The 23,645-nt window shown below is 44.4% G+C and carries 20 protein-coding genes; 11 read left to right on the forward strand and 9 right to left on the reverse strand.

From position 1 onward, the window contains the following. The first annotated feature begins 87 nt into the window (after positions 1-87). Together ABD960_RS04635 and ABD960_RS04640 are read left to right on the forward strand one after the other, a co-directional pair. Positions 88-597, forward strand: coding sequence for a DUF892 family protein (locus tag ABD960_RS04635; protein WP_345329732.1), 510 nt, complete (start codon positions 88-90; stop codon positions 595-597). A 59-nt stretch (positions 598-656) separates the two neighbouring features. Beyond that, entirely contained in the window at positions 657-2,528 is a 1,872-nt protein-coding gene (locus ABD960_RS04640; protein ID WP_345329733.1) for a M1 family metallopeptidase, read from the forward strand. Positions 2,529-2,594: 66 nt separating this feature from the next. Here the strand turns inward: ABD960_RS04640 and ABD960_RS04645 are convergent, their stop codons facing one another. Further along, complete coding sequence (locus ABD960_RS04645) at positions 2,595-2,960, reverse strand: YtxH domain-containing protein (protein WP_345329735.1); 366 nt, start codon at positions 2,958-2,960, stop codon at positions 2,595-2,597. Between the two features lie 346 nt (positions 2,961-3,306). Here ABD960_RS04645 and ABD960_RS04650 point away from each other — a divergent pair, with 346 nt between their 5' ends. The 4 genes from ABD960_RS04650 (at position 3,307) to ABD960_RS04665 (ending at position 7,959) form a co-directional block, all read left to right on the forward strand. After that, entirely contained in the window at positions 3,307-3,633 is a 327-nt protein-coding gene (locus tag ABD960_RS04650) for a hypothetical protein (RefSeq protein ID WP_345329736.1), read from the forward strand. Between the two features lie 92 nt (positions 3,634-3,725). Then, positions 3,726-4,682 carry a thioredoxin-disulfide reductase gene (gene trxB, locus ABD960_RS04655; protein ID WP_345329737.1) on the forward strand — a complete coding sequence of 319 codons (957 nt, stop codon included), beginning with the start codon at positions 3,726-3,728 and terminating at the stop codon, positions 4,680-4,682. A gap of 196 nt (positions 4,683-4,878) precedes the next feature. Beyond that, complete coding sequence (locus ABD960_RS04660) at positions 4,879-7,185, forward strand: family 20 glycosylhydrolase (protein WP_345329738.1); 2,307 nt, start codon at positions 4,879-4,881, stop codon at positions 7,183-7,185. Between the two features lie 24 nt (positions 7,186-7,209). After that, on the forward strand, positions 7,210-7,959 hold the full coding sequence (locus ABD960_RS04665) for a hypothetical protein (protein ID WP_345329739.1): 750 nt from the start codon (positions 7,210-7,212) through the stop codon (positions 7,957-7,959). On the opposite strand, the gene ABD960_RS04670 is transcribed toward ABD960_RS04665, so the two are convergent. After that, the gene (locus ABD960_RS04670; RefSeq protein ID WP_345329740.1) at positions 7,956-8,678 is read right to left on the reverse strand and encodes a DUF72 domain-containing protein; all 723 of its coding nucleotides are present in this window, start codon (positions 8,676-8,678) and stop codon (positions 7,956-7,958) included. The two genes, ABD960_RS04665 and ABD960_RS04670, sit on opposite strands and share 4 nt — an antisense overlap. Positions 8,679-8,758: 80 nt before the next feature. Between ABD960_RS04670 and ABD960_RS04675 the strand changes: the two genes are divergently transcribed. From ABD960_RS04675 to ABD960_RS04690, 4 genes are read left to right on the forward strand one after another with little or no spacing between them, the layout of a single operon-like run. After that, positions 8,759-10,828, forward strand: a complete 2,070-nt coding sequence (locus ABD960_RS04675; protein ID WP_345329741.1) for a BatA domain-containing protein — start codon at positions 8,759-8,761, stop codon at positions 10,826-10,828. A gap of 10 nt (positions 10,829-10,838) precedes the next feature. Then, entirely contained in the window at positions 10,839-12,098 is a 1,260-nt protein-coding gene (locus ABD960_RS04680; protein WP_345329742.1) for a dihydroorotase, read from the forward strand. A gap of 4 nt (positions 12,099-12,102) precedes the next feature. Beyond that, positions 12,103-12,771, forward strand: a complete 669-nt coding sequence (locus tag ABD960_RS04685) for a hypothetical protein (protein ID WP_345329743.1) — start codon at positions 12,103-12,105, stop codon at positions 12,769-12,771. Between the two features lie 17 nt (positions 12,772-12,788). Further along, positions 12,789-13,400, forward strand: a complete 612-nt coding sequence (locus ABD960_RS04690; protein WP_345329744.1) for a DUF4199 domain-containing protein — start codon at positions 12,789-12,791, stop codon at positions 13,398-13,400. 296 nt (positions 13,401-13,696) lie between these two features. On the opposite strand, the gene rseP is transcribed toward ABD960_RS04690, so the two are convergent. The 6 genes from rseP to ABD960_RS04720 form a co-directional block, all read right to left on the reverse strand. After that, positions 13,697-15,025, reverse strand: coding sequence for an RIP metalloprotease RseP (gene rseP / locus ABD960_RS04695; RefSeq protein WP_345329745.1), 1,329 nt, complete (start codon positions 15,023-15,025; stop codon positions 13,697-13,699). Positions 15,026-15,038: 13 nt separating this feature from the next. Then, entirely contained in the window at positions 15,039-16,238 is a 1,200-nt protein-coding gene (locus ABD960_RS04700) for a 1-deoxy-D-xylulose-5-phosphate reductoisomerase (protein WP_345329747.1), read from the reverse strand. Between the two features lie 34 nt (positions 16,239-16,272). Continuing rightward, complete coding sequence (locus ABD960_RS04705) at positions 16,273-17,772, reverse strand: GH3 auxin-responsive promoter family protein (protein ID WP_345329748.1); 1,500 nt, start codon at positions 17,770-17,772, stop codon at positions 16,273-16,275. 3 nt (positions 17,773-17,775) lie between these two features. Then, positions 17,776-18,504, reverse strand: a complete 729-nt coding sequence (locus ABD960_RS04710) for a hypothetical protein (protein ID WP_345329749.1) — start codon at positions 18,502-18,504, stop codon at positions 17,776-17,778. Positions 18,505-18,513: 9 nt separating this feature from the next. Further along, positions 18,514-19,485 carry a glycosyltransferase family 2 protein gene (locus ABD960_RS04715; RefSeq protein WP_345329750.1) on the reverse strand — a complete coding sequence of 324 codons (972 nt, stop codon included), beginning with the start codon at positions 19,483-19,485 and terminating at the stop codon, positions 18,514-18,516. A 63-nt stretch (positions 19,486-19,548) separates the two neighbouring features. After that, complete coding sequence (locus tag ABD960_RS04720; protein ID WP_345329751.1) at positions 19,549-20,499, reverse strand: glycosyltransferase family 2 protein; 951 nt, start codon at positions 20,497-20,499, stop codon at positions 19,549-19,551. A gap of 102 nt (positions 20,500-20,601) precedes the next feature. On the opposite strand from ABD960_RS04720, the gene ABD960_RS04725 reads away from it, so the two are divergent. Beyond that, positions 20,602-21,579: an energy transducer TonB gene (locus ABD960_RS04725; protein ID WP_345329752.1), complete on the forward strand. Its 978-nt coding sequence runs from the start codon at positions 20,602-20,604 to the stop codon at positions 21,577-21,579. A gap of 59 nt (positions 21,580-21,638) precedes the next feature. On the opposite strand, the gene ABD960_RS04730 is transcribed toward ABD960_RS04725, so the two are convergent. After that, positions 21,639-23,141, reverse strand: coding sequence for a malate:quinone oxidoreductase (locus ABD960_RS04730; RefSeq protein ID WP_345329753.1), 1,503 nt, complete (start codon positions 23,139-23,141; stop codon positions 21,639-21,641). Positions 23,142-23,645: the final 504 nt, after the last annotated feature.

Below are 23,645 nucleotides of genomic sequence, written 5' to 3' on the forward strand. Positions count from 1 at the left end.
AAATACCGGTATTGATTTATGATTGTTATGAATAATGCTTTTATTAAGCATATTTTTAACCGGATATCCTACTAATCATCCTGTACCATGAAGAACGTGCCCGGTGTAAATAAGCTTGATAATGCATCATTTTATACCCTGTTTATGCATAACCTTAACCGGTTGTATTTTGGCAAACGATACCTTGCAGGTAAAATAAATGAATTGATTGACCTTGCTTCGTTCAGATCACTTAAGCTGGGTTTAGAAGAATTTGCTGAAGATTTAGAGAAACAGATTGATCGAATGGATGCGATATATAAAATTATCGGTGAAAAACCATCTGATGAAAATTGTAATCCTATCAAATCAATTATACGAGACAATTTTTGTCTTGATGATCCGCAGAACTCAGCAGTAGTTAATGATACTGATATTATGCTGTATTTGCAGATGCTTGAACATATTAATATTACTGCATGCCACATGCTTAAATTACTTGCCGATAAGCTTAATAACACGGAGGTAAAGCAATTGCTTATTGAGTGTTTTGATGAGGCCGTTGATAACGACGGACTATTTGGATTGATATCAAAAGAATACCTCGGGGTTGAATAATTAACCTTTATAGCATAGCTTTACAGCAGTTTACATTATTAACTTGCTGACCTCACACTATGCTTAAAAAATTACTTTTTACAACCTTGCTTGGCGCTGCCGTTTACCAAACGCAGGCGCAAAGCCTTTACACGCCGCGTGATATTAAGGCGGCCTTTGCCAAACAAACCCGCTCGCCTGATGGTAAGCCCGGTAAAAACTACTGGCAAAACCGTGGCCGTTACAACATTACCGTAACGGTTGATCCAAAAACGCGCAATGTTAATGGTACCGAGCAAATTATTTATATCAACAATAGCCCGGATACGCTACGGTTGCTAAACCTCAAATTCATACTGAATACACACCGCCCGGGAGCAGCCCGTTTCTCGGCTACGGATAAGGATTACCTTACCGAAGGCATTCAAGTTGATAAAATGCAGATAAATGGCAGTACCCAAAAGTGGAACAACGAGCCATCAGGTACAAATCGCGGTGTTCGTTTAGCTAAACCCCTCAACCCCGGCGACTCGCTGAAACTGGATATCGACTGGCATTTTCAGGCATCGGTACAAAGCGGAAGGGAAGGGATGTTGAACCCGTCAACCATGTTCCTGGCGTATTTTTACCCGCGTGTAGCCGTGTACGATGATTATAACGGCTGGGACACTTTGGAATTTTTAGACGCGCAGGAGTTTTATAATGACTTTAACGACTATACCCTCAACGTAAAAGCGCCTAAAAATTTTATTGTTTGGGCTACCGGTACGCTGCAAAACGCCAAAGAGGTGTTACAGCCGGAGTATTACAAGCGCTTACAAAAATCGTTCACCAGCGACTCGACTGTTCATATAGCCACGGCTGATGACATCGCCAAAAAGAAAGTTACCGCGCAAAAGGACCTGAATACCTGGACATGGACCTGCACCAACATTAGCGATGTGGCCCTGGCCGTAAGCGATAATTATGTGTGGGATGCCGCCAGTGTGATTGTTGATCCGAAAACCAAACGCCGCGCCAGCATGCAGGCCGCCTTTGCCGATTCGGCCGCTGATTTTCATAAAGTGGTACAATTCGGCAGGCATAGCTTAAGCTGGTTATCACAAAACTGGCCGGGCGTACCTTACCCGTTCCCTAAAATGACCTCAGTAATGGGGTTTGCCGATATGGAATACCCGATGATGTGTAATGACAGCCATACCGATAGCTTTGATTTTACGCAGTTTGTTCAGGATCACGAGATTGCCCATACCTGGATGCCATTCTACATGGGTATAAACGAAAGCCGTTACGCGTTTATGGACGAAGGCTGGGCTACAACGTTTGAACTGCTGATTGGCACTGCCGAGTTTGGCAAGCAAAAAGCGGAGAGCTTATTTAAGCAATTCCGCGTGGCGGGTTGGATCAACAATAAATCAACCTATCAAGATCTGCCTGTAATTACGCCATCAAGCGAGTTGCGCATGGGTTACGGTAACAATGCTTACGGTAAGCCGGCCTTAAGCCATTTAGCGTTGAAGGATATGCTGGGCGACGAGCTGTTTAAAAAAGCCCTGCACGGTTATATGGACCGCTGGAATGGTAAACATCCAATTCCGTGGGACTATTTTAATTCAATGAGCAACGTATCAGGGCAGGACCTGAACTGGTTTTTTAATAACTGGTATTTTACCAATTATTATATCGACCTGGCTGTACAAGGCGTTACCAAAGCTGATGGTGGTTACAGTGTGGCTGTACAAAACGTTGGTGGCTTCGCGGTGCCGTTTGATGTAAAGGTAACTTATGCCGATGGCAGCACCGAAAACCTGCATCAAACACCTGCAGTTTGGAAAGCCGATCAAAAGCAAGCGGCAATCGCCATAAAAACCACCAAAACGATACAAAGCGTAACGCTTGACGGTGGTATATTTATGGATGCAACAGTGAGAGACAATACATTTAAATTGTAATCAATTCTATAAAAAAGAACCCCGGCCAAATTTTGAACGGGGTTCTTTTTTATATAAATAAATGTATTATGAATTCTGTACAGAATTGTTCCAATTGTTAGCAGTCTCTTTTACAGTACCCTTAGCTTCACCAGCATATTCGCTGCCTTTAGCTTTTGCTGTATCAACAAGTGTATCGGTATAGTCAGATACATTCTCTTTAGCATGTTGGAATTTTGATTTTGCGCGGTCAACAATATCGTTGCTGTACTCTTTAACACTTGAAGCAGCTTTGTTGGCTTTCTCTTTAGTTGAGTCGAGCAGGTCGCTAAAGTAATCAGCAATTTCTTCACGGGTAGCTTTACCGCTGTCTGGTGCCAGCAATAAAGCTGCTGCCGCACCTGCTGCAGCGCCTATTAATAACGCGGCAACTAATTTTGATTGATCTTTCATGTCTTTCTTTTCTTTTTTTATAGATGATTCTAAGTTTTAACAAAATAGAATTACGCTGGTTTAGATTATTTTACAAAAAATTACGAGCCGTATGGATAAGTGATATATTTATTGAGATAATTCAAATTACTTAAACCGATGAAGGTAATCCTTATTATTTATGCCTATTATTCTGTAACGGTTCAGGAATTGCTCAAAGACTTAAATTAGAAAAGCGCGTTACAGATCATTCGGTATATGTAAAAGGTAATGGGTTTGAAGGAATGATATTTGATAAAAGTTATAAGAATAAACTATTGGATGGTTTGATGACTTTAAAAGATTTACTCCCCATACCGCCGACATTATGAAAGCGGAGGGCTTATTGAAAAGAAAATTGTCTGACCTGGCAAATAAGTACAACCAACAATATGTTGAAAAGAACCTTAAAAAGTATATACGCCAGTATGTCGGTACAGTAAATGCAAAAGGCGAGCGTGAAATATTTATTAGCTTTTTATGGAAGGAAGATTTAGATGTTAGCGATATTGCTAAAATTGACCCGAAGACCGACTTATATTACTGGCAAAAAGATTGGGTGACAGTTGCTGATGGCGGAAATCATTGCTGGCAAATTATGATCAACTTAAAAAAAAGCAAGATATTCGATTTTAGTGTTAACGGAGAGGGTTGAGCCCTATACAGCTAATTGCACTCTGTTGACTATCCCATATTGACCCTATCCACCTTTAATTGTACATTTGTATATAAATTCAATATTAATTGATGTCTGAACAACTTGAACACGTAAAGTGCCTTATTATAGGCTCTGGTCCGGCGGGATATACTGCCGCTATATATGCAGCCCGTGCTGATCTGAAACCGGTATTATACACCGGTATGCTTGCCGGTGGCCAGCTTACCCAAACTACCGAGGTGGAGAACTACCCTGGTTATCCTGAAGGTATTTTAGGCCCTGAAATGATGCAGAATTTTGAGAAACAGGCATCACGTTTAGGTACCGATATCCGCTTCGGCTATGTAAGTTCGGTTGATTTTTCGAGCCTGCCGCATAAGGTGGTGGTTGACGAAAGCAAAACCATCCTCGCCGATACGGTGATCATTTCAACCGGTGCATCTGCAAAATGGCTGGGTTTAGAGTCTGAACAAAAATATAACGGCTTTGGCGTATCGGCCTGTGCCGTGTGCGACGGTTTCTTTTTCCGCGGGCAGGATGTAGCCATAGTTGGTGCCGGTGATACCGCTGCCGAAGAAGCCACTTACCTGGCCAAGCTTTGCCGCAAGGTATACATGATTGTTCGCCGCGATGAGTTCCGTGCCTCAAAAGCAATGGTTCATCGCGTACTGAACACGCCAAACATCGAAGTATTATATAACACCGAAACCAAGGAAATATTGGGTGATGGGCAGACCGTAAATGCCGTTAAGGTGATCAACAACCAAACGAATGAGGAAACCAACCTTGATGTTACCGGTTTCTTTGTAGCCATCGGCCACCATCCGAATACGGAGATTTTCCGTGGTTGGATTGATATGGATCCGACGGGTTACATTATTACCAAGCCTGATTCATCAGAAACCAATATCGAGGGTGTGTTTGCCTGCGGCGATGCGCAGGATCATATTTACCGCCAGGCTATTACTGCCGCCGGTTCAGGCTGTATGGCAGCTATCGATGCCGAGCGCTACCTGGCAGCTAAAGAGCATGTGGTTACCGCTTAACATTACATAAGTAAAAATATATAAAGGCCATGTTCATTAATTTGAATGTGGCCTTTTGCTTATATGGCAATATTTTAGTCCGAATTTCCTTTTAGCTTTGCCGCCTTTGTAATAATTGAGTAACAGGATTATAAAATTGGCAAAATCTGTTATATTCACCACATCATAATTATTTAAACTATCCGTTTTTAAATTGATGTATAAAAAGATTGCTTTATTGCTGCCCCTGGCTTTTGGCCTATCTGTCAACCAATTAAACGCCCAAAATACTGATTCCAATCCGGGCATCATCCCGGCCCCGGCATCTGTCCGTAAAACAGCCGGTGAGTTTACGCTAAGCAGGCAAACTACGCTGCTGGCCGATACGGTAAACAATAAAGCCGTTCAGTTTCTGGCCGATTTTTTAAAAAGCAAAGCCAACCTGGCTATACCGGTGCAGCACAACTCCGGTAAAAATGTGAGCAACAGCATGGTGCTTACCTCAACAGGTACCGAAAATATGCCCGCCGAAGGTTACCGGTTAACCATCACGCCCGACAAGGTAACAATTGCAGGTAAGGGAGCCGGGTTGTTTTATGGCATACAATCTTTCATCCAGTTATTCCCTGATGACAAGGCAGGAGCGATAAAACTGCCGTCGGTTGTGGTTGATGATTACCCCCGCTTTGGCTACCGTGGTTTTATGTTGGATGTATGCCGCCACTTTTTTACGGTGGAGGCTGTTAAAAAGTACATCGACCTGCTGGCCTATTACAAGCTCAATAACTTTCACTGGCATTTAACGGATGACCAGGGCTGGCGTATCGAGATCAAGAAATACCCTAAGCTTACCCAGGTGGCCAGCCGCAGGGCGCAAACGGTTATCGGTAATTATCACGACCGTACACCACAGCAATTTGACAATACCCCGCATGGCGGTTATTACACGCAGGAGCAGATTCGCGAGGTAGTTAAATACGCTGCCGACCGTTACATTAACGTAGTGCCCGAGATTGAGATGCCGGGCCATGCTATGGCAGCGCTCGCAGCATATCCTGAATTGAGCTGCGACCCAAGTCAGACTTACAAGGTTGCCGAAACATGGGGCGTATTCGAGAATGTTTTTTGCCCGAGCGAGAAAACGTTTTCATTTTTGCAGGACGTATTGACTGAGGTAATCGAGCTTTTCCCGAGCAAGTATATTCATATAGGGGGAGATGAAGTGCCTAAAGAGGCCTGGAAAAAATCGGCGTTCTGCCAGAAAATGATCCGCGATCTGAAACTTAAGGACGAGCATGGCCTGCAAAGTTACTTTATACAGCGTATGGAGAAATTTGTGAACACTAAAGGCCGCAGCATTATTGGCTGGGATGAGATATTGGAAGGCGGCCTTGCGCCAAACGCTACGGTAATGAGCTGGAGGGGTGAGTCGGGCGGTATTGAGGCGGCTCAGCAAAAGCATAACGTGATCATGACACCGGGCACAAATGGCCTCTATCTTGATCACGCACAAGATAAGCTATACCGCGAACCATTCGGCATTGGCGGTTACGCGCCGCTGGCCAAAACATACAGCTATAACCCAACGCCCGGCGCGCTTACGCCCGAGCAGCAAAAATACGTCATCGGCGTGCAGGCAAACTTATGGACGGAGTACATCGGTACTGAAAACAAGCTGGAGTACATGATGCTGCCAAGGCTTATCGCCCTGTCAGAAGTAGCCTGGTCGCAGCTGGCGAATAAGAACTTTACCAATTTTTCGCAGCAGCGCCTGCCACGGCATTTGGCACGGTTGGATGAATTGAAATACAACTACCGCCTACCGCCAGCCATTGGCGCTGTTGATACCATCATGTTTGCGCCGCAGCTTACGGTCGATCTAAAATCACCGGTTGAAGGTGCAAAAGTATATTATAATATTGACGGTTATCCGGTAACGGATAAAGATATTCTGTATAGTGCGCCTGTTACGTACACAGTGCCGCCGGGACAGTACCGCGAGCTGCAAACCATCGTGGTATCGCCATCGGGCAAAACCAGTCGGGTTGCCAAAACAACGGTTTACAATGTTGGGCCTTTGCCTGCGGTACAGTTTCAGGGTAACACCAAAGGTTTAAAGTACCAGGTTTATGCAGGCGCGTTCGGTAACACCGGCCGTATTGAGAGCGGTGGATTGTTGGATACCGGCATGGCCAAAACTTTCAGCCCGCTATCTTTTAAAAAGGAGAACATCAACTTTGGAGTGATTTACAGCGGATATATCAATGTTGATACCGATGGTGTTTATGGCTTCGCTACATCAAGCGATGATGGCTCTGTTTTGCTGATAGACGACCAGCCCGTAGTTGATAACGATGGCCGGCATAACCTGTATGAACAGGGTGGTTCAGTCGCGTTGCAAAAGGGCTTTCATAAAATAACGGTAAAGTATTTTAACATCAACCCTTCGGCAATACTACGGGTGTACATGACGATGCCTGGCAAGCCAAAAGGTGAACTTTCGCCCGAATCTATTTTAAACTGATTAATTTAAAACTATTGATAAGCCATGGGTATAAAAAACTATGTGGCCATACTGCCCTGCCTGGTTTTACTTTGGGGGTGTGGCGGTAATGATAAAAAAAATGCATCGCCCGCTAAAAAGCCGGCCAAACCGGCATTGCAGGCGCCCTTCAGGTATCACAAGCATGTTGAGGTAGCGCCCGGTAATGATTTTGATGTGTATAGCTGGGGGCGGGGAGCAAAGGATGTAGGCTCATTGCTTATCCTGCATTCTGACTCGGCCGAGATGAAATATACCACCACAACCGGCGACCTGGAAGGATCGGTTGTTGACGTATATAATACTGATATGGATTCGGACGGTAACCCGGAACTGCTGGTACAGGCTGACGCTAGGGACACTACCAATTTTGTTAATATTTATTCGTTTGAATTTAACGGCAATGATGCCCGCAAGCTCGATTTTCCGAAGCTGACAAAAAAGCAGCGAAAAGGCTACCGGGGTAAGGATAACTTCTACGTTAAAGAGGGTAAGTTCATCCGTGAGTTCCCTATTTACGAGAGTGACAGTACAGGCGCAAAACTTACCGGCGCCAAAAGGGTATTTGAGTACGGCTTGCGTGGCAACAATTTCACGGTTGAGCAGCTCAGCAAGGATTCGACTGATAAAACCCAGCCGGTAGCGGCAGTAAGCGAGCCCGTGCAGCAGGAAAATAAATCATTGGTAAGCCGGTCCACTAAAAAGAAACGCTCATCATCATCACACCGTAGAAAGCGCCGCAGGCATCGGGGCTAAGCGTTGGCAAGCCTGATCATTTCTTTTGCGTTGTAAACGGCTTCAACGTCAATGTCGTTATTAAAATAGAACCAGCCCTGGCTGGTTTTTTTGTTTTGCTTAATTGCAGTTATTACCCGTTGCAAATCAGCCGTTGAGTAAGGTGATTTATAAAGTAGCGGCACACCATGAAACCGGTAGTATACCAGCGGTGTATTTTGTACAACAGTATCGGGCAGGTCGGGGTGGCTCATGCCGCAAAAACTAATGTTATGTTTACCTAACGCATTAATTATATCATCCCGCCACCAGCTTTGGTGCCTGGGTTCAAACACGTTACCGAAAGCCGGATCAAGGTTGTTAATAACGCGTTCCAGCTTGTCATGGTTATAAGTAAATCGCGGCGGCATCTGGAACAATACGGGGCCGAGCTTATCCTGCAAGCCATTGTTAATGGTATCGTAAAAGCTGCTCAGCATATCAACCGAATTATGAAACTGCTTAAAATGGGTAATGGCTCGCGGCGCCTTTACAGAAAAACGAAACTCTGGCGGACTATCATCATACCATTTCTTTAACGTTTTTAACTCCGGGAAGCGGTAAAAGGTGACATTAAGTTCGAGGGTAGAGAAATGCTGACAGTAAAACTCAAACCATTTGCGCATGGCCAGCTTTTCCGGATAGAATTTGCCGCGCCAGCCCTTGTAATGAAAACCCGAACAGCCAATATGCCAATCCATGTAAAAAGCGTTTATTAAATAATGAGGCCGGTTAAACAATTGTTTTGCTTGATCGCATTTTGCACATTTGTAAATAACGTATGCACTTTTTATATCCCGCGTTTTTGTTTGCCTTAGCCTCGCTTGCCATACCGGTAATTGTGCATTTGTACAATTTCAGGCGGTACAAAAAAGTGCACTTTAGTAATGTGCAGTTTTTAAAGCAGTTGCAGGAGCAGCAGGCCTCCCGCCGTAACCTGAAGGAGCGGCTGATATTAGCCGCAAGGCTGTTGGCCTTACTATTCCTGGTGCTGGCATTCGCAAAACCCTATATAAGCAAGCAGGATGGAACTGTTGCCGGGCAGCAGCATAATGTGAGCATCTTCATTGACAACTCTTACTCCATGCAAACCCTCAACAGCGAGGGTAGCCTGCTTGACCAGGCCAGGCAAAAAGCCAAAGAAATTGCGGCCGCATACGGAATTAACGACCGCTTTCAGCTGCTTACCCATGATTTTGAAGGGCGGCATCAGCGCCTGCTTAGTCGCGATGAGTTTATGGATGCGGTTGATGAGGTGAAGATCACAGGCCAAAACCGTAAGCTCGACCAAATATTATCGCGCCAGCGGCAATTATTAATGAGTGGCGCAACGGGCACCCGTGATGTTTATGTTTTGTCTGATTTTCAAGATAATACAGCCGATAATAAAAAGATAGCGGGTGATAAAAGCATCAACGTAAACCTGGTACCATTAAAAGCCAATAATCTGCCTAACGTAACGGTTGATTCGGTGTGGCTGCTAAGCGCCGTACACAAACCCGGCGACGAAGAAAAGCTGGTGGTGAAACTCCATAATTATGCCGATCAGGAAGCTGCTGGCGTGCCCCTAAAGCTTTTCATCAATAAACAGCAAAAGGCAATGGCCAGCTTTACACTTGGTCCGCGCAAAACGCTTACAGATACGCTCAGCTTTTCAGGCCTTAGCGCGGGCTGGCAGCGTGGCGAATTGCAATTGCAGGATAACCCGGTAACTTTTGATAATAACTTTTACTTCGCCTTTAACGTGCGCCTGCGGATGCCCGTGCTGATTATTGATAATGGAACAGAAAATCCTTTTTTGAAAGCCGCATTTGGCGCGGACAGTTTTTTTAAGGCCGACCGTACGCCCGAGGGGAACGTTGATTATGCCGCTCTAGGCAATTACCCTTTAATTGTGCTTACCGATGTGAAAAATATTTCGGCAGGCTTAGCGCGCGAACTGGGTAACTTTGTAAAAAAGGGCAATACGCTCGCCGTTTTCCCGGCGGCAGATGCTGATGCGGAAAGCTACCGTGCATTACTGCAGCCCTTAGGCGCCGGGTATCCATTTCGCATAATTAACAATGAAAGTAAAGTTGAGCGGCTTAACCTGCAAAATCCCTTATTTAAAGAGGTTTTCGATGCCATGCCGCAAAACCCTGATCTACCAAAGGCCAAAAAATATTTTGAATTGAGCAGGGCAGGGCAAGCCGATAACATGATGACCTTACCCGGTGGCGATGCTTTCTGGTCGGGTTATAAAAGTGGCGCGGGTATGGTTTACGTATCGGCAGTGCCCTTGAATGATGATTTCAGCAACCTGCAACGCCACGGCCTGTTTGTGCCCGTACTGTATCGTATAGCGCTGTTAAGCGGGCACGACCTGCCATTGTTTAACACCCTGGGCGGTGGTGAATCAATTGAAACCATACCGGTTCGCTCGTCAGAAAAAGAAGTGTTGAAGTTGACTAAGGATGATTTTGAGATCATACCCGACGTTCGCCAACAGGATGGCAGTACCCGCCTTTACGTGGCCGATCAGTTGCAGCAACCTGGATTATATGATTTAAAAAAAGGCGACAGTACCGTAGCTGTACTGGCGTTTAATGACAACAGGAGTGAGTCTGATTTAAGCTATTTAAGTGCGGACGATATAAAAAAAATATTACCTGAGGCGAATACGAAGTTAATTAACGCAAACCGCCCGTTGGCTTCGGCAATTAATGAGGTAAATAATGATACACAATTATGGAAACTTTGTATAATTTTGGCGTTGATATTTCTGGCCGCCGAAATTGTGCTCATCAGGTTATATAAAACCGGTGTTGCCGTTACTGCCGGCCAGGCAACGTCAACCCAAACTACTCAATAAAGCAACGCTGATGAATTTGCTTATAAAATCCGCTCTCGTTTTACATCCCGAATCTGCATTTCATAAAAAAACCGTCGATATTTTAATTGCCGATGGCATTATTAAACAAATAGCTGACGCTATTGATAATAGTTCTGCGGAAGTGATCGACGCTAAAGGAGCCGTTATTGCGCCTGGTTTTTTTGATCTTAATTGCAAGATTGGCGAGCCCGGCCTCGAAACAAAAGAGGATATCAATACAGGTACGGCTGCCGCGGCTGCCGGTGGTTTTACCGGGCTTGCTTTGATGCCTGCCACACAACCGCCCGTACACTCCAAAACAGAGGTTGAATACCTGATCAATCGTGCTAAAGGCAATCTGGTTGATGTTTATCCGCTGGGTACTATATCGCATAAACGCGAGGGTAAGGATTTGGCCGAAATGTATGATATGTATAAAAGCGGCGCAAAGGCCTTTACCGATGCCACCCGCCCCGTGCAGGATGCCGGCCTGATGGAGCGCGCCATGCTTTACGCGCACGGCTTTGGCGCCAAAGTATTCTCATACCCAGAGGATGCCGCCATTGCGGGCAAAGCCAAAGTAAACGAAGGCCATATCAGTACCCTGCTGGGCATGAAGGGCATACCGCCGCTTGCAGAAGAACTGATGATCGCCCGAGATATATATCTGGCCGAGTATACCGACTCCAGCATCCACTTTAGTACCATATCTGCCGGTAGCTCGGTGAAACTGATCCGCGAAGCGAAAGCAAAAGGGCTTAACGTAACTTGCGACGTTGCCGCTCACCATTTGGTGTTGACGGATGAAGTACTCTTAGATTTTGATAGCTTGTACAAGGTAAAACCGCCGCTACGCACGCAAAAAGATATTGACGCCTTGCTGGAAGGCCTTGCCGATGGCACCATTGACGCCATAGTATCGCAACATACCCCGCACGAGGTTGAATTTAAGGATGTGGAGTTCGAGATAGCGGAGTTTGGCATTATCGGATTACAAACCGTGCTGCCCCTGGCTGTAAAAGCGGGATTAACTGCTGAGGCTATTGTTGAAAAACTGGCTGTCAATCCGCGCAGGGTTTTATCGGTGCCGATACCGGCTTTTGCCGAGGAAGAGGCCGCCAACTTTGTATTGTTTGATACCGGAGCAGCGTGGGAGTACACCCGGGCAAACAACTATTCCAAATCAGCCAATTCGCCGTTTATAGGGCAAACATTAAAAGGTAAAGTATTATTAACCTGTAACAATCACCAAGTATTTAAATCAGAATAAGCATATGGTAGCTCAAAAAGTACAGTCGGCCATTGAGGCAGCTTTAAAAGCTTTTAAACAGTATGGCGGCTTTGATGCCACAGCGCTTCAAGGTAAATTTGAGTCGGTATTTGCTGCCGATGAGGATTTTATAAGCAAGGTTGACCTGTTAGACGGCGTGTTTGACGACAATCCGCAGCTTGAGCCTTTGCGTGAGGTTTTCTTTGACCTGCTGCTCATCAACTTTTTTAGCGCCGATGTTAAAAAACTTGAAGAGGATTACCTGGACAGCCCGGAATGGGCCAAAATTGAAGACGAAACTATTGACCGTGGTACCGAGTTGCTTAACGTTTTGCTTTACCTTAACGAGTGTGCCGACGAGGAAATAGAACCTGGCCTGGAAGATTACCTGAAGGAATTTTTGCTGGTTGATGAAGACGAGTTTCAGGATGAGCACCGTATTTATGAGCCGATTATCGCCAACCAGATACTGGTTGAAGCTCCCTTTGATGAAATTAAAAAGGTAGCGGAGAAATTGCCTGCTGATTCGGAGTTAAAAGAGCTTTTCTACCCGGTGATGGCTTTCTTTCAGGATGTTGAACCAACAGCCGACGTTAAGGCGGCAGTAGCCCAAAGCGCGCCCGATGCGGAGTTTGACGTGCCTGTTTACGAGATTTTAGTTAACTTTAAATAAACCTAAATTATTTCGCCATGAGCACCGAAACCAAAGATCAGCAAATCAGAAAGGCTGCGATATCAAGCGGTATTATACTTGGTATTGCTTCAACCATCTTAACCGTTTTTTCGTTTTACTTTACCACCGGTATGACAACGAATTTTTGGTTAATAATTGGCAGTCCACTTATTTTCGCCATTCTATTGCCAATCGTTGTCGCTTCATTCATAACACGCGATCTGCGAAAAAAAATCGGTGGCTTTTGGAATTTCAGGCAAGCAACTTCAGGTATATTTATCATGTTTGTCATTTCGGCTATTATCAGCTCCTTGTTTTATTCATTGGTTTTTTCTAAGATCATTGAGCCGCAATCTGTAGAGAAATCTAAAGTTGCTACAGGTAATGCTGTTACCGCTATGATGGAAAAAGCGAATGCTTCTCAATCGGATATTGATAAAGCTGTTGACGATATCAACAAAAAGTTCGACGAGCAGGCCGACATTACTTTCGGTAAAATCCTGATGAATATCGGCATCAGCTTAATCGTTTGGTTTATTGTATCCTTGATATTTGCTGCTATTTTTAAGAAAGATCCGCCAGCATATATAGATGCAGACAATTATTCGCCACCGCAACCGTCGGTATAATAAAAAATGAAGCGCTCAATAGGGTGCTTTTTTTGTGTTGTTATATTTTATGTGATAGATTTCTCGTTCGTCAAGATGATAATATAAAAGGCGCAGGCCATGTCACCCTGAGCTTGTCGAAGGGTCGAGCGCGGGCCTTACCCGGCGGGGAGTGCTTCGACAAGCGCAGCATGACATGGGATAAGACTTAAAACAATGACGGTGTCAGCAGATAAGGGCCTTTAGTTTTTCCTTTATAAAACAAAAAGCGCCAATAGTAATACTATCAGCGCTTTTTATTATTGTTAAGCCGCTACTTATTTCGGCAGTATGTGCTTAAATATATCGTTGCCGAAGGCAAACAGCATCAGCGATATCAGTAATACAAAACCTACCATTTGCGCGCGTTCAAGGAACTTATCGCTCAGTGGCTTGCCCTTTATCATCTCGATTAATAGAAATAAAGCATGACCGCCGTCAAGTGCCGGTATAGGCAACAGGTTCATCAATGCCAACACCATTGAAAGCAGGCCGGTAAGGCTCCAGAAACGGGCCCATTCCCACTCACCACCGTACAACGTAGCAATACCTATCGGGCTTGATACGGCTTTGGTAGCCTTTACTTTGCCGGTGAACAGTTTACCCAAACCTTTTGCATTATCAACAAAAGAGGTAACGGCGCGGTTAGCGCCAATAGGCAGCGACGCGAAAAAGCCATAGTCAATAGTCTTCTCCGGAATATCGAATTTGTTAGCAAAACCTATGGTACCATCCTTGCTGGTTTGTACAGGTAGGTCAAGCTGATTGCCATTGCGGTTTACCTGTAATGTAACCTTGCGGTTTTTTAGCGGTTTTAATGCCGATTGCAACTCATCAAAATAAACTACAGGCTTATTGTTTACAGCGGTTATAACATCGCCCTTAGCCAGCCCTGCTTTTATAGCCGTGCCGGTAGGGAGCAAGCTGTCAACCTTTATTTTGGAACGGGGCACACGGCTGATGAACTGCTCTATACCCAGGTCAGATATATCATTTAAAATATCCGCCGGAATAGCGATATCCAGCTTCTGGCCATTACGGTCAACGTTCAGCGTGGCGTTATCAATCAATACTTTTGAACTGCTGATATCTTCAAAACGCTCAACCGGTTTGCCGTTGATGGCGTATATTTTATCACCGGCGCGTAGGCCGATCTTCTGGCCGATGGTACCGGGTACAATACCATATTTTATCTGATCATTCGGGATATAGCTCTCGCCATATTTAACGGTCAGCATCCAGAAAATAAAAATACCTACGATGATATTGACAATGATGCCCCCCAGCATAACGATCAGGCGTTGCCAGGCCGGTTTTGAGCGAAACTCCCAGGGCTGCGGCTCGCCTGCCATTTGCTCAGTATCCATCGATTCATCAATCATACCGGCAATTTTCACGTAGCCACCCAAAGGCAGCCAGCCTATTCCGTATTCAACACCTTTATAATTAAATTTAAACAGGCTGAAATTCCAGGCATCAAAAAACAGGTAGAATTTTTCAACCTTGATACCAAATGCGCGGGCCGCTATAAAGTGGCCAAACTCGTGCAAAATTACCAGGATTGAAAGGCCAAGCAAAAGCTGACCGATCATTACAATTACGTCCATTTATTAATTTGTATCAAAATGTAAAAGCCTTTAACGGCAAAGTTTGTATTAAATTTTGAGCTAACAAGCGCGTCTGCCTGTCAGTCTCCATATAGTCGTGCAAGGCAGGCGTTTCAATAAACTCAATTTTTTGCATGCAGGCGTCAATAACATCACTCATGGCTAAAAAGCCGGTTTGTTTATTCAGAAACGCTGCTACCGCAACCTCGTTGGCCGCGTTAACAATACACGGCATATTACCACCCGCGCCAAGCGCATCAAATACCAAACCAAGATTACGGAATGTCTTTATGTCAGGCTGCTCAAAAGTAAGCGAGGGGTAAGCGGTAAAGCTGAAGCGTTTAAAGTTATTAGCGATGCGCTGCGGATAACCCAGGGCGTATTGTATGGGCAACTTCATATCGGGGAGGCCCATTTGCGCCTTTATCGATCCATCCTGAAACTGTACCATGGAGTGGATGATGGATTGCGGATGCACGATCACCTCAATTTGCGAGGGCTCCAAATCAAACAACCATTTGGCCTCAACCACCTCTAACCCTTTGTTCATCAGTGAGGCTGAATCAATGGTGATTTTAGCGCCCATTACCCAGTTAGGATGTTTCAGGGCATCCTCACGGGTAACGTTGGCCAGGTAAGCGGCGTCCCGCCCACGAAACGGACCGCCCGAAGCGGTCAGGATGATCTTCTCTATCGGGTTTTGTTCTTCGCCAACCAGGCATTGAAATATAGCCGAATGCTCCGAATCTACAGGTAATATCTTTACCGCATGCTCGCGTGCAAGGTCCGTAATCAATTCACCGGCAACTACCAGGGTTTCCTTATTCGCTAACGCGATATCTTTACCGGCCTTTATGGCGGCAATGGTGGGTTCTAAACCGGCAAAGCCTACCATGGCGGTAAGCACTACATGTATTTCGGGCAAGGTAACCAGTTCAACAATGGCCTTGTGCCCGGCGTGTACCTGTATGTCGGTTTTTGCCAGGGCCTCTTTGACCTGACCGTATTTGCTTTCGTCGCAAATGGCTACGTGGGTAGGGTAAAATTCCAGCGCCTGCTGTATTAGTAAATCCGCATTATGGTTGGCTGTCAGCAGCACTACCTGGAACAGGTCGGGGTTTTCGGTAACCACCTCAAGCGCCTGTGTGCCAATGCTGCCTGTTGAGCCTAAAATGGCTATGTTTTTTATTTGAGCTATATTATCAAACATCATCTGTCGCTATGCGGAGTAGTAACCGCAGCAGCGTTTAATTTATGTACTGTTTCAATTCGTCCGCTATCTTCCTGTCGTTTGCCAGGCGCGGCACTTTATTCTGGCCGCCCAATTTACCCTGCGACCGCATATAATTTATAAAAGTATCCTTTTTTACACTATTGACTATCAAGGGCTGTAAAATGTTACCCTCAATCAGGTCAAAATAGTAAATATTTTTCTTTTGCAGGGCTTTATCAACCTTAAGGGCAAAAGCTTTTAGGTCGGCAGGTTCTTTGCCGAACTCCACAAACCATTCATGGTAAGGGAGTTGCCCGGCTTCTGGCGTTACCTGCGGCGCTACGGTAAATTCCACCACATCCAATCCTTCTTCTTTAGCTACGCTCATCAGCGCATGTTCCACTTCTTCACCAATAACGTGCTCGCCAAAGGCGGATATGTAGTGTTTAATACGCCCACTTACAATGATCTTATACGGATCCTTAGAGATAAACTTAATTGTATCGCCAATGCTGTAACCCCAAAGGCCGGCATTGGTATTAAGTATAAGCGCGTAATTCTTATCCAGTTCTACATCTGCTAAGCTGATACGGGTAGGGTTATCGTTAAAATATTCATCCGCCGGAATAAACTCATAAAACATGCCCAGGTCAACCTGTAAAAGCAATCCGCGTTCTTTTTGCGAATCCTGGAAGGCAATAAATCCCTCTGATGCCGGGTAGGTTTCAATTGTATCAATCGCGAAGCCAATGCTTTCTTCTATACGGGCACGGTAGGGCTCGTAGTTTACACCGCCATATACGTATAGTTTAAAATTCGGGAAAATATCCTTTATCTTTTTGCCCCCATGCTTGGCGGATAGCCGGTCGAAATACATCTGGCACCAGGGTGGTATGCCCGATATCAGGCGCATATCCGCCTGGCTGGTTTCCTCCACAATGGCGTCTACCTTTTGCTCCCAATCTTCAATACAATTTACCTGGTAACTTGGCAACCGGTTTTTTTGCAGATAGCCCGGTACATGGTGCGCTACAATGCCTGACAGGCGCCCAACAGGTACACCGTTTTTTTCGGCCAGCTCAGGGCTGCCCTGTAAAAATATCATTTTGCCATCCACAAACTCAGCGCGGCCGGTTTCGTGAATATAGCTGAGCAACGCGTTGCGGGCTGCCTTTATATGCCCCGGCATGCTTTCCTTTGACAAGGGGATATATTTTACGCCCGATGTAGTGCCCGAGGTTTTGGTGAGATACAAGGGTTTGCCCGGCCAGGTAATATTAGCCTCGCCGGCAACAATACGTTCAATATAGGGGCGAAGCTCCTCGTAATCGCGTACGGGTACCAGGCGTTTAAAATCTTCATAAGTACGTATCTGGCTAAAGTTATGCGCCTTGCCAAATTCGGTATCCCTGGCTTGTGCTATAAGCTCAAGAAATGTTTTTTGTTGTAGCGCCACCGCGTTTTTACGCTGTTTATTAAGCTGGCGGTTAACGTAGGCGGCAAATATTTTACTTAGTGAGGCTTTTAAACCCATAGCTTAGTCGGTTTCGGCAACGCTGTCGTCAACATCCATATGGCTGTATACCAGCTTGCGGTAGGTAACGGCCAGTACAATGTTTACAAAAGGGTAGGTAAACAGTATTGCAATTGAAATAATTGGGTAAAAGTTTGACAGCGCAATGGGCAAGGCGATAAGCAATAAAATTATACCTAATATGCTTATAATTTTAAGCAGATAGCCTTTAGTAAGCGCAAAGCTTTGTTTTAACGATTCAAATGGCCCTGAATGGTCATCCACAATAAAGGTATTGAAAAACATGATGCGAAAAGCTAAGTATAGCCCGACTATGGTACTGATTATCATCACCAGGTTTTGTAAATCTTCATACGGTTCGAGCATGTTAACGCCGATGTTATAATTGGTAACAATAAATGCCAGCAAAAATACTACAGCCAGGTAGCTTAACACCATTTTTATAGTGGGAATGATCTGCGAGAACTCAAATTCATAATATTCGCTATCTATCACCGTAAATATCAATTTATACAAACCCAATGTGGAGTAGGCCTGAATAAACAGCATGATGAACGAGAATATCATGGTCGATGTAAAATCGTCCGGCGAAAAGGTAAATGCCAGCGCAACAGAAAGTATACCTAACAACAAAAAGGTAACAGCCGAATAAACAATGATAGTTACAAAGTTACCCTTTAAAATGTGCCATGAAGTTTTTAAAGTTTCTATAATAGAAAACGGATGGTACATATACAGATGCTAAGCGTTTTTCATGATAACTCGTTTCCAAAAATCCTGCATAAAGCCAAAGCCATAAGCTACCAGCTGTATAAAGGATGTTATTATGCTCAAAAATGCAATTTTTAGGGATTTATTTTGAGTTAAAGCGTGAAAAAATATTAACAATATGTAAACAGCTAATAAAACATTGCAAAGTTGGGCTACAGGCCATTGCAATAAATTAGCTACTAATGTAAAGCCTAGCCCCAGCGTAAAAACCGCCGGAAAAAAGTGAACCGCTTTTAACTGGTGAGGAAAGAATTTATAAATATTGATACGCGCCCGGCCAAAAAAGTGCAGCTGCTTATAAAATTGTTTAAAATTGGTGCGCCGCTTATGGTAAACAATGGCATCAGGTATCAGGCCGATTTTAAAACCGGCGGTATGCACGCGGATGCTGTACTCAATATCCTCGCCGAGGCGCGTGATGATAAAGCCACCTACCTTTTGCCACACCTTGCGCGATAAGCCCATGTTAAAGCTGCGCGGATGAAATTGCCCGCCCATGTTTTTTTTGTTGCCACGGATGCCGCCGGTGGTAAAAGGCGAGGTCATGGAATAGCTTATGGCTTTTTGAATGGGGGTGAAGGATGTGTGCGCCGCATCAGGCCCGCCATACATGTCCAGCCAGTTTACAGTAAGGGAGTTGTTAACCGTTTCCAGGTAATTAGGCGGAATCAGGCAATCCGAATCAAAGATAATGAAGTAGTCGCCTTTAGCGCGTTCAAAACCAAAGTTGCGTGCAAAGCCCTGGCCCTCATTAGCTTTTACGTAATAGGTTAGATCGAGCTTATCCTGAAAGCTTTTTACGATATCGGCAGCATCATCTTTTGAACCGTCCTCAATAACCATCACATCAAACTGCTTATAAGTTTGCAGGGTGAGCGTTTCCAGCAGTTCTTTTATCTCCTGCGGGCGGTTATATAAAGGTATAATGATGGTATAGTGCATGCGTCTTATTGGGTATGCTTTCAGGGGTTATGCGCAGATATTATATAAGGTGCAACCAATAATCTAAACCGTTTCCTCAATCTGGTAATTATTTCTGTCGCTCGAGTTGCGCGAAACCAGTTCGGCCACAAACCCGGTTAAAAACAGTTGGGAGCCCAAAATAATGGCTACTAAGGCTATATAAAACAGTGGATTGTCTGTCGTGTCGCGATAATGCTCATTACGGGCAATGTGGTAAAGCTTTTCAAATATGATCCATAATGCCATCACCAGGCCCGTGAAAAAACTAAGCACGCCCATAGTTCCAAAAAAGTGCATAGGGCGTTTGCCGAACTTACCTACAAAAAATATCGATAACAGGTCCAGAAATCCGTTAATGAACCGGCTTAAACCGAATTTTGTTTTGCCGTATTTACGGGCGCGGTGCTCAACCACCTGCTCGCCTATTTTGGTAAAGCCCGCCCATTTGGCCAATACGGGTATGTAGCGGTGCATTTCGCCGTAAACCTCAATATTTTTAACTACAGCCTTGCGGTATGCTTTAAGGCCGCAATTAAAATCGTGCAGGTTATGTATGCCCGACATGCTGCGGGTAGCCGAGTTGAACAGTTTGGTCGGGATAGTTTTGCTCAGCGGATCATATCGCTTGGCTTTCCAGCCGGATATCAGGTCATATTCTTCTTCGATAACGCGGCGGTACAGTTCGGGTATTTCGTCGGGGCTATCCTGCAAATCGGCATCCATGGTGATTACCACATTACCTTGTGCCGCCTCAAAGCCCACATTCAACGCGGCTGATTTACCGTAGTTACGCCTGAACTTTACGCCCCTTAAATGCTGGTTGCCCTGTTTAAGCCGGCAGATCATATCCCACGAGCCATCCTTGCTGCCATCATCAACCAGTATCACCTCATAGCTGAATTTATGCTCGTCCATTACCCGTGCTATCCAAGAGGTAAGCTCGGGCAACGATTCCACTTCATCATATAAAGGTACTACTACTGATATATCCATTTAATAAGCCTTGCTTGCGGCGTTGCAAAAATATAAAAAAAGCGGGAATGGCATTTAAGGTAATAACTTGGTGCACTAACGTATAAATTAGCATATTTGTGTATGCTTAAAACCTTTCTTACATTTTTGATAGTTATAGTTTTTTTTGATGCCGCAAATGCTCAATCTCCCGCGCCATTTACTGATACGGTAATTTATTATGCCAAAAGCAGAGAACGGGTAGCATCTGCTAATAATGCATACTACACACATAAAATTTTACCTTTAGACCCGGAGAAAAACTTATACCCGGTTGTAGAAACTTACAAGAACGGTAAACTTAAGTTAAAAGCTTATGCCCAAAAGCCGGATGGTACTGAGTTTAATGGGAACTATTTCGAGTATTTTGAAAATGGCCGTCGAAAAACAATGGCGACTTATTTAAACGGTAAATCTGTTGGAAGAGAATATAAGTATTATCCAAATGGACAATTGTACACCATTAAAGAGGTGGATGGTTATGGTTGGCGGATGCTTGAGTGCCATGATACAACAGGGGTAGTTGTTACGAAGGATGGCGAAGGTACATGGTTAGATTACGATTATGATAATGAACACTTTTATATTTCAGGCCCGGTTAAAAATGGTGATAAAAGCGGAGAGTGGGCTGTTCAGGTAAATGATGACATTTTGGAAGTTCAAGAATACTCTAATGCCGGATCGTTTATCAAAAGCTATTTTAAAGATAAAAAAGGCCGGGTTGTCGAATGGTCGGATGATATCGTTCCAGGCCCCGGTTACAGTAGTGTACCTGTTTTCAAAGGTGGGCTGCATGCTTTCGGAAGGTTTTTGGCCAAGAATATAAGATATCCAGCCCTTGCACGGGAAAAGAATAAGCAGGGACGCGTGTTTATATCCTTTATAGTAACTGAAACAGGTAAGCTAAAAGATATTAAGGTGTTAAAAGGTATTGGTTTTGGGTGCGACGAGGAGGTGGTTCGCGTCATGAAATTATCACCTGATTGGAAACCTCAATATTTAAATGGTAAACCAGTAAAAGAGCTTTACACTGTTCCAATAGCTTTCAATTTGGCAAATTGATTAAAATAGAGGCGCTTAGTGATCACTCAGCGCCTTTTCTAATATTTACGCATACTCAACTATAATATCTCCAGTACTTTCCCCGTACGCTCACGTGTAGCATCGGCCAATTGTTCGTTATTTGAGAGAGACTGCCCGTAGGATGGTATCATCTGCTTAAGCTTAGCCTGCCACGCGGCTGACCGTGCTTTATCCTTAAAGCAGCGTTCTATCAACTGGATCATGATAGGTACTGAGGTTGACGCGCCCGGCGATGCGCCTAACAAAGCAGATATACTGCCATCGGCAGAGGTAACTACTTCGGTACCAAATTCAAGCTTTCCGCCCAGTTTGTCGTCTTTTTTGATGATCTGTACACGCTGGCCGGCAATATCTAATTTCCAGTCGCTTTGTTTGGCTTGCGGGTAATAATCCTGTAAAGCTTTCAGCCTGTCTGCAGGTGATTGCATTACCTGGCCGATCAGGTATTTGGTCAGCGCCATTTCGTGCAGGCCTACTGATAGCAACGGTTTTATATTATGCAGCTTGATAGATTTAAACAGATCAAGCAGTGAGCCTTTCTTTAAAAAACGGGTTGAGAAACCGGCATACGGGCCAAACAGCAATTCACGCTTGCCGTTTACCATGCGGGTGTCCAGGTGAGGTACTGACATTGGCGGCGAACCTACCGAAGCCTTGCCGTACACTTTGGCATTATGTTGCGCAACAACCTCAGGGTTAGTACATACCAGCCATTGCCCGCTTACCGGGAAACCGCCAAAGCCCTTACTTTCAGGTATGCCCGATTTTTGCAGCAGGGGCAATGCGCCGCCGCCCGCACCTACAAAAATAAATTTGGCTTCAAGCTTTCGGGTTTTGCCTGTAGAGTTGTCTTTAATATCTATTTGCCAGTTGTTGTTATCCTTGTTGCGCTTGATATCTTCAACCTCGTGGTTAAGGCTCAGCTTTACGCCGGGCTGGCTTTGCAGCTTGTTAATAAGCGAGCGTGTAAGCGCGCCAAAGTTAACATCGGTGCCAATATCCATATATGTGGCCGATACCTTTTCGCCTGGCTGGCGGCCATCCATAATTAATGGGATCCACTGTTTTAGCTGGGCGGCGTCTTCAGCATACAGCATATCTTTAAAAAAGTGATGCTTTACCAGCGCTTGTTGTCTTTTTTTAAGATATTCTACATTCTCATCGCCCCAAACAAAGCTCATATGGGGTACCTTGGTTATGAATTCTTTTGGCGATGACAGGTAACCCGTTTCAACCAGGTGCGCCCAAAACTCCTTGCTAATCTCAAACTGCTCGGCAATTTGTATGGCTTTTTTTATTTCTATTGAACCATCGGGCTTTTGCGGCGTATAGTTAAGCTCGCAAAAAGCGGAGTGGCCGGTACCCGCGTTGTTCATCGCGTCCGAACTTTCGGCGGCAATAACATCAAGGCGCTCAAATATTTCAATGGTGAGGTCGGGCTGGAGCTCTTTAAGCATAACCCCTAAGGTGGCGCTCATAATACCCGCGCCTATCAACACCACGTCGGCATAATTGCCCGCAACACTGTTCGTATTGTTCATTCTCTGTACAAAAGCCCGTTTAAATACAAGGGCACCAAAAATATTAACTGATTAAAACCAAAACGGTTTTTGATTTAAAAATTGTGGCCGGGAGTTTTAATAAGCTTCTTTCTTGCTCAAACCGCATTCGTAAATCATGGCAATTTTAATAAAAAAATACAATAAAGTGCCGGTTTGTGTTAAAACCCAATCATACAATTACTATAAATTTTATATTGATATGATAAAATTACGAAATATGATAAACCGTAGCTGACAGGTATGAGATTGACTTAAATTGACGATTACGTAATTTTTAGATTTTATTGCGGATGCCAGGTTTTGTTAAACGTTAAAATACTTTTATAGAAATGTCAGTATTTCTTAAATTGAGTTGTATTTGTACGTAATTCTCAAAAAAATGTTAAATATTTTATGAAATTATTATGGATTTTATAAAAATAAATTAAATTCGCCTCAATAATTAGTTGCTATTACAACAAACTGTTATTAAACCCCAACAAT

This window comes from Mucilaginibacter defluvii (genome assembly GCF_039543225.1).
Taxonomy (GTDB): Bacteria; Bacteroidota; Bacteroidia; order Sphingobacteriales; family Sphingobacteriaceae; genus Mucilaginibacter; species Mucilaginibacter defluvii.

Bases quoted from the DNA above. Each gene is read 5' to 3' on its own strand.
- ABD960_RS04725 (WP_345329752.1), top strand. From the start codon at position 20,602: ATGCTTAAAACCTTTCTTACATTTTTGATAGTTATAGTTTTTTTTGAT.
- ABD960_RS04680 (WP_345329742.1), top strand. From the start codon at position 10,839: ATGAATTTGCTTATAAAATCCGCTCTCGTTTTACATCCCGAATCTGCA.
- ABD960_RS04660 (WP_345329738.1), top strand. From the start codon at position 4,879: ATGTATAAAAAGATTGCTTTATTGCTGCCCCTGGCTTTTGGCCTATCT.
- ABD960_RS04685 (WP_345329743.1), top strand. From the start codon at position 12,103: ATGGTAGCTCAAAAAGTACAGTCGGCCATTGAGGCAGCTTTAAAAGCT.
- ABD960_RS04715 (WP_345329750.1), bottom strand. From the start codon at position 19,485: ATGCACTATACCATCATTATACCTTTATATAACCGCCCGCAGGAGATA.
- ABD960_RS04645 (WP_345329735.1), bottom strand. From the start codon at position 2,960: ATGAAAGATCAATCAAAATTAGTTGCCGCGTTATTAATAGGCGCTGCA.
- ABD960_RS04705 (WP_345329748.1), bottom strand. From the start codon at position 17,772: ATGGGTTTAAAAGCCTCACTAAGTAAAATATTTGCCGCCTACGTTAAC.
- ABD960_RS04720 (WP_345329751.1), bottom strand. From the start codon at position 20,499: ATGGATATATCAGTAGTAGTACCTTTATATGATGAAGTGGAATCGTTG.
- ABD960_RS04730 (WP_345329753.1), bottom strand. From the start codon at position 23,141: ATGAACAATACGAACAGTGTTGCGGGCAATTATGCCGACGTGGTGTTG.
- ABD960_RS04635 (WP_345329732.1), top strand. From the start codon at position 88: ATGAAGAACGTGCCCGGTGTAAATAAGCTTGATAATGCATCATTTTAT.
- ABD960_RS04640 (WP_345329733.1), top strand. From the start codon at position 657: ATGCTTAAAAAATTACTTTTTACAACCTTGCTTGGCGCTGCCGTTTAC.
- rseP (WP_345329745.1), bottom strand. From the start codon at position 15,025: ATGGACGTAATTGTAATGATCGGTCAGCTTTTGCTTGGCCTTTCAATC.
- ABD960_RS04700 (WP_345329747.1), bottom strand. From the start codon at position 16,238: ATGATGTTTGATAATATAGCTCAAATAAAAAACATAGCCATTTTAGGC.
- ABD960_RS04670 (WP_345329740.1), bottom strand. From the start codon at position 8,678: ATGGATTGGCATATTGGCTGTTCGGGTTTTCATTACAAGGGCTGGCGC.
- trxB (WP_345329737.1), top strand. From the start codon at position 3,726: ATGTCTGAACAACTTGAACACGTAAAGTGCCTTATTATAGGCTCTGGT.
- ABD960_RS04665 (WP_345329739.1), top strand. From the start codon at position 7,210: ATGGGTATAAAAAACTATGTGGCCATACTGCCCTGCCTGGTTTTACTT.
- ABD960_RS04675 (WP_345329741.1), top strand. From the start codon at position 8,759: ATGCACTTTTTATATCCCGCGTTTTTGTTTGCCTTAGCCTCGCTTGCC.
- ABD960_RS04650 (WP_345329736.1), top strand. From the start codon at position 3,307: ATGAAAGCGGAGGGCTTATTGAAAAGAAAATTGTCTGACCTGGCAAAT.
- ABD960_RS04690 (WP_345329744.1), top strand. From the start codon at position 12,789: ATGAGCACCGAAACCAAAGATCAGCAAATCAGAAAGGCTGCGATATCA.
- ABD960_RS04710 (WP_345329749.1), bottom strand. From the start codon at position 18,504: ATGTACCATCCGTTTTCTATTATAGAAACTTTAAAAACTTCATGGCAC.